The organism is Limnospira sp. PMC 289.06, assembly GCF_032350395.1.
Lineage (GTDB): Bacteria > Cyanobacteriota > Cyanobacteriia > Cyanobacteriales > Microcoleaceae > Limnospira > Limnospira platensis.
The window spans coordinates 1-1,820 of the sequence record NZ_JARPLC010000270.1 but is presented as its reverse complement, the minus strand read 5'-3'; the positions used below and the strand labels follow the sequence as shown (position 1 = coordinate 1,820).

The window sequence follows — 1,820 nt, the reverse complement described above, 5'->3', positions numbered from 1 at the left end:
CACGCACGGTTCTGAATGGGAGGGGATGGAGGCGACTCCATTCTCGACCCCTAATCCCATATCCTGAGCTTTGTCAAAAATAGTCCCTTTCGGCAACATCAAGAAAGTCACCTGAGAAAGTTATCGTTATCTGAACACTTGAACTTGGTGGACTTTGGTAATTTGATTGACTATTTGCGATCGCGGATTCTTCTATAGATAGGTATTGCTTGCTATATGTCTGCTGCTATTACATCCCCATTATCTCCCGAAAACTGGCCGTTTGGTTTAGAAAATCTACCCGAATCAGCTTATTTAGTCGGGGGTGCGGTGCGGGATGCCTTATTGAGTCGCGCTGTGGGTGATTTAGATTTAGATTTTGTGGTGTTGTCGGAAGCAGTAAACACAGCCAAAACCATCGCCTCCCATTATCAAGCCGGATTTGTGTTGTTAGATGCGGAGCGACAAATTGCTAGGGTAGTATTCCCAGGGGTAACAGTAGATTTTGCTCAAGCTGAGGGAGGAAGTTTAGAGGTAGATCTAGGGCGGCGGGATTTTACAATTAATACGATCGCCTATCATCCCATAACCAAAACTTTTTTCGACCCCTATCAGGGACAACAAGACTTAAAACAGGGTCTGATGCGGATGATCAGTCGGGAAAATTTAGCTGATGATCCCCTGCGGTTGCTGCGGGGATATCGACAGGCGGCGCAGTTAGGCTTTGTGATTGAACCGGAAACTAAACAGACGATCGCCGATTTAGCCAGTTTATTACCACGGGTAGCAGCAGAACGTATCCGCACTGAGTTAGGATATTTACTCAATACCCCCTTGGGAGTGCCGAAATTAATTGAAGCCTGGAAAATCGGTCTGATCTCCCCCTGGTTTAGCAGTTTGGGAGATAGATGCGATCGCCTCAAAAATCTTGATCACGTCGCCGCCGCCGTCTCACAAACCTATCCACCATTAGCCAAACCCTTGAGCGAGTCGGTGCGGGAAACCATTAAAATGTCCCAACTCGCGATCGCCAAATTAGCCACCATGACCAGCGAGGATCGGGACCAAGCCGAAGCCGAGTTAATTACCCTCAAATATAGCCGAGTTGAGATCCGGGGAGTTCTGGCTTTACTGGGAACCTTTCAGCAACTACAACCCACCCCCATAGCCGATCTATCCATACGCCAACAATATTTTCTATTTGCTAATGTGGGGGAATTTTTCCCCGCCTTAGTAGTCCTGTCCATAGCCGCCGGAGCATCACTACAGGAGTTTACTACCCTAATTAACCATTATCTGAATCCCGATGATGCGATCGCTCACCCCCAACCCGTCATTAGCGGGAAACTCTTAATGGCAAAATTGGGACTCTCTCCCAGTCCCTTATTAGGGGATCTACTCCAAGAGATACAAATTGCTAAGGCTGAGGGTCAAATATCCACCCGTGAAGATGCCATAGCGATCGCATCCCAGAAAATGCTTGAATTAAACCTATAATAAGCGCGATCGCATTGATGATTTTATCCCCAGCCATCGCCCATTGCCCATTGCCTTCCCAGAAATCAATCAACGGGGCAGCATTAATTATTAATTGTTAATTGTTAATTGTTAATTGTTAATTATTTACAAATCAATCAACGGGGCAGCATCAATTATTAATTGTTAATCTTTAATTATTTATCCATCAATTAACGGCGCAGCATTAATTATTAATTGTTAATTATTAATTGTTAATTATTAATTGTTAATTATTTAGAACGGGACTGACGGGGCTCGAACCCGTTTTATAGCCTATAACCCCTATTCTACCGCCATTATAATGCGCTCGAAAGCGATCGCAC

The 1,820-nt window shown here is 45.0% G+C and carries 1 protein-coding gene; it reads left to right on the top strand.

The features are described from left to right. Positions 1–216: 216 nt before the first annotated feature. A complete protein-coding gene (locus P5674_RS24390; RefSeq protein WP_014275139.1) occupies positions 217–1,476 on the top strand; it encodes a CCA tRNA nucleotidyltransferase in 1,260 nt (419 codons plus the stop codon). Positions 1,477–1,820 lie beyond the last annotated feature (344 nt).